The sequence below is a fragment of the Streptomyces bambusae genome (assembly GCF_019400985.1).
GTDB lineage: Bacteria > Actinomycetota > Actinomycetes > Streptomycetales > Streptomycetaceae > Streptomyces > Streptomyces bambusae_A.
This window is the reverse complement of the sequence record NZ_WTFF01000380.1, coordinates 1-6,426: the sequence shown is the minus strand read 5'-3', so window position 1 is coordinate 6,426 and position 6,426 is coordinate 1. Positions and strand designations below refer to the sequence as shown.

Genomic DNA, 6,426 nt, shown 5'->3' with positions numbered 1-6,426 from the left:
AAGAGCCGGGGCCCCCCCGGCCCCCGCCGACCTGCCCGAGGGCGTGGCGCCCGCCTCCGGCCCGCGCGCGCCGCTGCGACGCCGGCTGGACACCAGCCCGGTCGCCTCGGTGAAGCTGGCCTCCGGCTGCGACCGCCGCTGCTCCTTCTGCGCCATCCCGTCCTTCCGCGGCTCCTTCATCTCGCGCCGGCCGAGCGACGTGCTGGGCGAGACCCGCTGGCTGGCCGAGCAGGGGGTGAAGGAGATCATGCTGGTCTCCGAGAACAACACCTCCTACGGCAAGGACCTCGGCGACATCCGGCTGCTGGAGACCCTGCTGCCGGAGCTGGCCGCGGTCGACGGCATCGAGCGGGTGCGGGTCAGCTACCTGCAGCCGGCCGAGATGCGGCCCGGCCTGATCGACGTACTGACCTCCACGCCGAAGGTCGTGCCGTACTTCGACCTGTCCTTCCAGCACTCCGCCCCGGACGTGCTGCGCGCGATGCGCCGCTTCGGCGACACCGACCGCTTCCTGGAGCTGCTGGACACCATCCGCTCCAAGGCCCCGCAGGCCGGTGTGCGGTCGAACTTCATCGTGGGCTTCCCCGGTGAGACGGAAGCCGACTTCAAGGAGCTGGAGCGTTTCCTCACCAGCGCCCGGCTCGACGCGATCGGCGTCTTCGGCTACTCCGACGAGGAGGGCACCGAGGCGGTCACGTACGAGAACAAGCTGGACGAGGACACGATCGCCGAGCGGCTCGCGTACATGCAGCGGCTGGCCGAGGAGCTGACCTCGCAGCGCGCCGAGGAGCGGATCGGGGAGACCCTGGAGGTGCTCGTCGAGTCCGTCGAGACGGTGGACGAGGACGGTGAGGGCGCGTACGGTCGGGCCGCCCACCAGGCGCCCGAGACCGACGGCCAGGTGGTCTTCACGGACGGCACGGGGCTGGTCCCCGGCCGTCTGGTCATGGCAAAGGTGGTCGGCACCCTGGGCGTGGACCTGGTCGCCGAGCCCCTGGACCTCGAGGAGGCGGCCGGATGACCGGAGTCCCGGCATCAGCAGCAGGCGGTACCGGCCACCGGCCCGTCTCCGGCGGAAAGCTGGGGGCGGCGGCCGTCAATCAGGCCAGCCTGTGGAACATCGCCAACATCCTGACGATGGTCCGGCTCCTGCTCGTTCCGGGATTCGTCCTCCTGCTGCTGGCCGAAGGCGGCTACGACCCGGCCTGGCGCGCACTGGCCTGGGCCGCCTTCGCCATCGCCATGATCACGGACCTGTTCGACGGCCACCTGGCGCGGACGTACAACCTGGTCACGGACTTCGGCAAGATCGCCGACCCCATCGCCGACAAGGCGATCATGGGATCGGCGCTGATCTGCCTGTCCTGGCTGGGCGACCTGCCGTGGTGGGTGACCGGCGTGATCCTCGGGCGTGAGCTGGGCATCACGCTGCTGCGGTTCTGGGTGATCCGCTACGGGGTGATTCCGGCCAGCCGCGGCGGAAAGATGAAGACCCTGGCCCAGGGGACGGCCGTGGGCATGTACGTGCTCGCGCTGACCGGGTTGCTGGCCACGATGCGGTTCTGGGTGATGGCGGTCGCCGTCGTGCTGACCGTGGTCACCGGTCTGGACTACGTGCGCCAGGCGATCGTGCTGAGGCGCAGGGGAATGGCCGCGGAGCGAGCCGAGAGGTGACGCGCGGGGCGGGGGAGACCGGGGGGAACGTACGTGCGACCGCAGGGGGTGCGGCGGACGTGACGGACGTGGCGGCCGACGTTCTGCGGCTGCTCGCGGAGAGTGACCAGACCGTCGCCGTCGCGGAGTCCCTGACCGGCGGGCTGGTGGCCGCCGAGCTCACCGCCGTCCCCGGCGCCTCCCGCTCCTTCCGCGGCTCGGTCACGGCGTACGCCACCGAGCTCAAGCAGAGCCTGCTGGGCGTGGACGGCGCGTTGCTGGCGGCCCACGGCGCGGTGAACGCGCAGGTCGCCGCCGAGATGGCGGACGGGGTGCGCCGGGCGCTGGGGGCCTCGTGGGGGATCGCGACCACCGGAGTGGCCGGCCCGGACCCGCAGGACGGGCAGCCCGTGGGGACGGTTTTCGTGGCCGTCGCGGGCCCGGACATCAGGAAAACGTCCCGGCTGCGGTTGAACGGCTCCCGCGGGGAAATCCGTAGGGAGAGTGTACGGAACGTGCTCGAACTGCTGTCGAGCGAACTCCGCGAGAATGTGCGGGGGCAGGATACGGAACAGAACGGGGGGATTTGATGTTTGCAGCCCTGAGTGAACACGACATCGCTCCCCGCACGGCCGCGGCGCGAGGCGGTACGGTGGGGCGTGAAGGATGCGGCTACACGGTCAGAGGAGGGAGCCACCGATGATTCTGCTCCGTCGCCTGCTGGGTGACGTGCTGCGTCGGCAGCGCCAGCGCCAGGGCCGTACTCTGCGCGAAGTCTCCTCGTCCGCCCGAGTTTCGCTCGGCTATCTCTCCGAGGTGGAGCGGGGGCAGAAGGAGGCATCCTCCGAGCTGCTCTCCGCCATTTGCGACGCGCTGGACGTACGGATGTCCGAGCTGATGCGCGAAGTCAGCGACGAACTCTCGCTCGCCGAGCTTGCGCAGTCGGCCGCAGCGAGCGATCCGGTACCGGCACCGGTACGCCCGATGCTCAATTCGGTTTCCGTGACCTCGGTCGCGGGCCCCGAGCGGGTGACCATCAAGGCGCCGGCCGAAGCGGTGGATGTCGTGGCCGCTTGAGCTTGTCTGTATGAGTGTGGCCGGAGCCCCGGTCGGTGCGTGAAGCACCGGCCGGGGCTCCGGGCCGTTCTGGGTGCGCCCGCCGGGGCTCTGCGGGAGGATGGGGCCGGGTCCCGCCACACGGCTCCTGGGAGGCGGCATGCGACGGATGTGGATACCCGTCGGGCTGGCGCTCGGTGTGCTGTGGTGGTGGGCCGTGCTGCGGCTGGCCCTGCAGCCGCGCGGCGCCGGCCCGCTGGAGGGGGCGGTGGCGATGGGGGGCTGGGGGCTGAGCCTGGTCCCGGTGCACTGCGCCCGGGCGTCCGGGCGGTCTGCCAGGGCATCAGGGCCTTCCATCAGGGCGTCCGGGTCTTCCTTCAGGACATCCGGGCGGTCTACCAGGGCATCACGACTCCGCCGTTCGGGCGAAGGATCTGGCCCGTCATGAAGGACGAGGCGTCCGAGGCGAGGTAGAGCACGGCCGCGGCGACGTCCTCGGGCTCGCCGACCCGGCGCAGCGGGGACATCCGCACCATCGCGGCCTCGGTCTGCTCCTGGGCCTCGGGGCTGTGCCGGCCGGTCATGGGCGTGCGGATCCAGCCCGGGGCGACGGCGTTGACCCGGATGCCGTGCGGGCCCGCCTCGGCGGCCAGGGTCTTGGTCAGCTGGACGACGGCCGCCTTGGCGGCGCTGTAACAGAGCAGGCCCGGGCCGGCCGTGTCCACGGCGCCGGAGGCCATGGTGACCAGGGAGCCGGGCCGGCCGGCCTCGATCATGGCCCGGGCGGACTCCTGGCAGGCGTACAGGACCCCCTTGAAGTTGACGGCGAAGACCCGGTCGAGATCCTCGTCGCGGGTCTCCAGGACGCTGCTGGTGTGCATGATCCCGGCGACCGCAGCGGTGATGTCGAGGCTGCCCGCCGCCGCCACGGCGGCCCGGACCTGGGCCCGGTCGGTCACGTCGAGGGGGTGGGCGTGGGCCGTGCCGCCCTTGTCCGTGATCAGCGCGGCGGTCCGGGCCAGGCCCTGCTCGTCGCGGTCCGCGCAGTGCACGGTGGCACCGGCCCGGGCGAGCAGGACGGCGGTGGCCCGGCCGATACCGCTGGCGGCGCCCGTGATCAGCGCGGTGCGGCCGGTGAGGTCGTACGGGGCTATGGGTGTGGGCATGCCGGGACCGTACGACCGTATCTGACGGAGCGTCAACTGCCGCGTCAGCTGCTTGCGTAGACGTGCCACTGGGTCACCTTGCCGTCGTGCACCCGGGCGGTCCAGCGGGCGGGGCCGGCGAGGCGGGGGTCCGCGCACTCGGAACGGCCGGTGACGGTGACGACGTCGCCGCGGGTGGTGACGGAGTCGAAGAGGTTGCGGTAGTCGGGGAACGCGGCGAAGAAGGCGCGCCAGGCGTCGAGGCAGGCCGACCGGCCGGTGACGACGGCGCCGGCCGGGTCGACGAAGGTGTGCTCCGGCGCCATCAGCTCGCCGAGGCCGGCGAGGTCGCGGGCCGTGATGCGCTCGTTGAAGGCGATCACCAGTGCCTCGGCGGAGGCCGACGGGGCGCCGGCTCCGGCACCGGCACCGGCTCCGGCACCGGCTCCGGCGTCGGCTCCGGCTCCGGCGATGGCCCGGTCGACCACCGGGCCGGTCTGGCAGCGCGGGCACCAGTAGGTCGGCCGGTCGTCCTGCGGGGCCTCGCGGACCGGGGTGCGGCAGCGCAGACAGGGGCGCTGCGCCCGGCCGTAGACGAACAGGTCCGGGCCGCGGAGCCTTCCGGTGGTGCGGCGCGGGTGTTCCACCGGGCCGGTGTTGGCGGCCAGCAGCCGCCGGGCGGCCGCGGGGATGCGCGCGAGGGTGCCCTCGGGGACGTCGCCGACCGGGGTCCAGGGCGTGACCCCGGCCATGAAGCAGAGCTCGCACTTGTACACGTTGCCGATGCCGGCCAGGTTGCGCTGGTCCAGCAGGGCCTCGCCGAGCGGGCGGGCGGGATCGGCGAGCAGGTTGCCGGCGGCCCGCTCCGGGTCCCAGTCGGGGCCCAGCGGGTCCGGTCCGAGATGGCCGACGACGCGGTCCTCCTCGGCGGTGGGCAGCAGTTCCAGCACGGGCAGGCGGTAGCCGACGGCCGTGTGGTGCGCGGTGGCGAGGATCGCCCGGATCTGGTGCTCGGGCCCGCCGCGCCGGCGCTCGTCGGCGGCGTAGACGTGCCAGGCGCCGTCCATCCCGAGGTGGCTGTGGAGGGTCAGGCCGCCCTCGATGCGGGCCAGCAGGTGTTTGCCGCGCGGGACGACCTCCAGCACGGTGCGCCCGGTCAGATCGGCGGTGGCGAACCGGGGCACCCGCAGATCACTGCGGGTCAGCTCCTGCCCGCCGAGCGCTTCGTGCAACCGCCGTGCCACGCGCCAGACGCTGTCACCTTCGGGCATGGCGCCATTGTCCCGCTCGGGGACCGGGCGGGGCTGGTCCGGCTTTGCTCGGCCGGGTGCCGGGTGCCGGGTGCCGGGTGCCGGGTGCCGGTCCCGGCTCGGCTCCGGTGCCGGTGGCCGGTGCCGCCGGGGTCGGTGTCTGCCGTTCCCCGGCCCGGGCCGCCCGGTTTGCCGTGCCGCCCGGGGCCGCCCGGTCTGGCCGTGCCGCAGGAGCCGCGGGGCGGTCCGTTCAGGCGCGCCGCGGGCCGGCCGTCGGCCACTTCGGCGATCCGGAGCCGCTGGTTCGGGCCGCCCCGGCGTGTGGGGGAGGCCATCCCGCCCGGTGGGCGCCACGCTCCTTCTGCCCCGGCGGAGCGCGAGACGAGGAGAGGCCATGGCAAGCACACACCCCCTGGACCCGGCGGACGGAGCATCCGCATGAAGATCGCCGTCCTCGGTACGGGCGGCGGCGGGCGCGCCCACGCCGCCAAGCTGCTGGAGCTCGGCCACGAGGTCACGGTGGGCACCCGGGACTCGCAGGTCACCCTCGGCCGCACCCAGCCCGACTTCATGGGCATCGAGCCCTTCGGGCAGTGGCTCGCCGACTACCCGGGCATCGAGCTGCGGAACTTCGCCGTGGCCGCCGAGGACGCCGAACTGGTGATCAACGGCATCGACGGCTACCACGCGGTCGACGTGCTCAGCGGCATCGCCGAGCACCTGGCGGGCAAGATCCTCATGGACTACGCCGTGCCGTTCGTCCACAACCCCGAGCGGGCCCACCCCTGGCCCACGCCCTGGGGAGTGATGCCGGCGCTCGACCCGGTGGACCACGACAGCCTCGGCGAGCGGATCCAGCGCGCCCTGCCCGAGGCCAAGGTGGTCAAGGCCTGTGTCACCCAGGAGCAGGAGACCGTCGTCGATCCCGGCAGTGTCGGCGGCGGCGATCACACGATGTTCGTGGCCGGGGAGGACGCCGAAGCCAAGCAGCAGGTCATCGCCCTGCTGCGGTCCTACGGCTGGGAGGACGTCCTCGACCTCGGCCCCATCGTCTGCTCGCGCGGCATGGAGATGTACTCCCACCTGCACAGCGCCATCGGCTTCGCCGTGGGCGGCCGCTTCGGGATCAAAGTGGTCCGCTGAACGCGTCCGCGTGGCGCGCGGCGAGGCCGGCCCGGGGAAGCAGGCGTGGCCGGTCCGGCCGGCCGGCAGCCTGCTGCCGTGCGGGCGTGCTGCCGTGCTGCCGCTGGCTCCTATACGACTCTTGCGCTGGCGCTGGCATTTCGCGTTTGATGTGGGCTGTAGGGCTGGCTGGTTGACCG

The 6,426-nt window shown here is 73.0% G+C and carries 7 protein-coding genes and 2 pseudogenes; 6 read left to right on the top strand and 3 right to left on the bottom strand.

What is annotated here, in order from left to right; all coding sequences use genetic code 11:
- From GPJ59_RS32015 to GPJ59_RS38030, 5 genes are all read left to right on the top strand, one after another.
- A partial coding sequence (locus GPJ59_RS32015; protein WP_219671422.1) for a MiaB/RimO family radical SAM methylthiotransferase occupies window positions 1–1,021 on the top strand: 1,021 nt, incomplete at its 5' end.
- Window positions 1,018–1,674, top strand: a complete 657-nt coding sequence (gene pgsA / locus GPJ59_RS32010) for a CDP-diacylglycerol--glycerol-3-phosphate 3-phosphatidyltransferase (protein ID WP_219671421.1) — start codon at window positions 1,018–1,020, stop codon at window positions 1,672–1,674. The genes GPJ59_RS32015 and pgsA, both read left to right, overlap by 4 nt.
- 59 nt (window positions 1,675–1,733) lie before the next feature.
- A complete protein-coding gene (locus GPJ59_RS32005; protein WP_219671420.1) occupies window positions 1,734–2,243 on the top strand; it encodes a CinA family protein in 510 nt (169 codons plus the stop codon).
- 109 nt (window positions 2,244–2,352) lie between these two features.
- Complete coding sequence (locus tag GPJ59_RS32000) at window positions 2,353–2,730, top strand: helix-turn-helix domain-containing protein (protein WP_125643975.1); 378 nt, start codon at window positions 2,353–2,355, stop codon at window positions 2,728–2,730.
- Window positions 2,731–2,869: 139 nt separating this feature from the next.
- Entirely contained in the window at window positions 2,870–3,157 is a 288-nt protein-coding gene (locus GPJ59_RS38030; protein ID WP_258025239.1) for a hypothetical protein, read from the top strand.
- Here GPJ59_RS38030 and GPJ59_RS31995 read toward each other — a convergent pair.
- The 3 genes and pseudogenes from GPJ59_RS31995 to GPJ59_RS38020 all read right to left on the bottom strand — a co-directional run.
- Window positions 3,105–3,875: an SDR family NAD(P)-dependent oxidoreductase gene (locus GPJ59_RS31995; RefSeq protein WP_219671419.1), complete on the bottom strand. Its 771-nt coding sequence runs from the start codon at window positions 3,873–3,875 to the stop codon at window positions 3,105–3,107. The genes GPJ59_RS38030 and GPJ59_RS31995 overlap by 53 nt on opposite strands.
- Window positions 3,876–3,919: 44 nt before the next feature.
- Window positions 3,920–4,231, bottom strand: a pseudogene (locus GPJ59_RS38025) (nuclear transport factor 2 family protein); the annotation flags it as partial.
- 70 nt (window positions 4,232–4,301) lie between these two features.
- Window positions 4,302–5,125, bottom strand: a pseudogene (locus GPJ59_RS38020) (Fpg/Nei family DNA glycosylase); the annotation flags it as partial.
- Between the two features lie 417 nt (window positions 5,126–5,542).
- On the opposite strand from GPJ59_RS38020, the gene GPJ59_RS31985 reads away from it, so the two are divergent.
- Window positions 5,543–6,247, top strand: coding sequence for an NADPH-dependent F420 reductase (locus GPJ59_RS31985; RefSeq protein WP_219671417.1), 705 nt, complete (start codon window positions 5,543–5,545; stop codon window positions 6,245–6,247).
- Window positions 6,248–6,426: the final 179 nt, after the last annotated feature.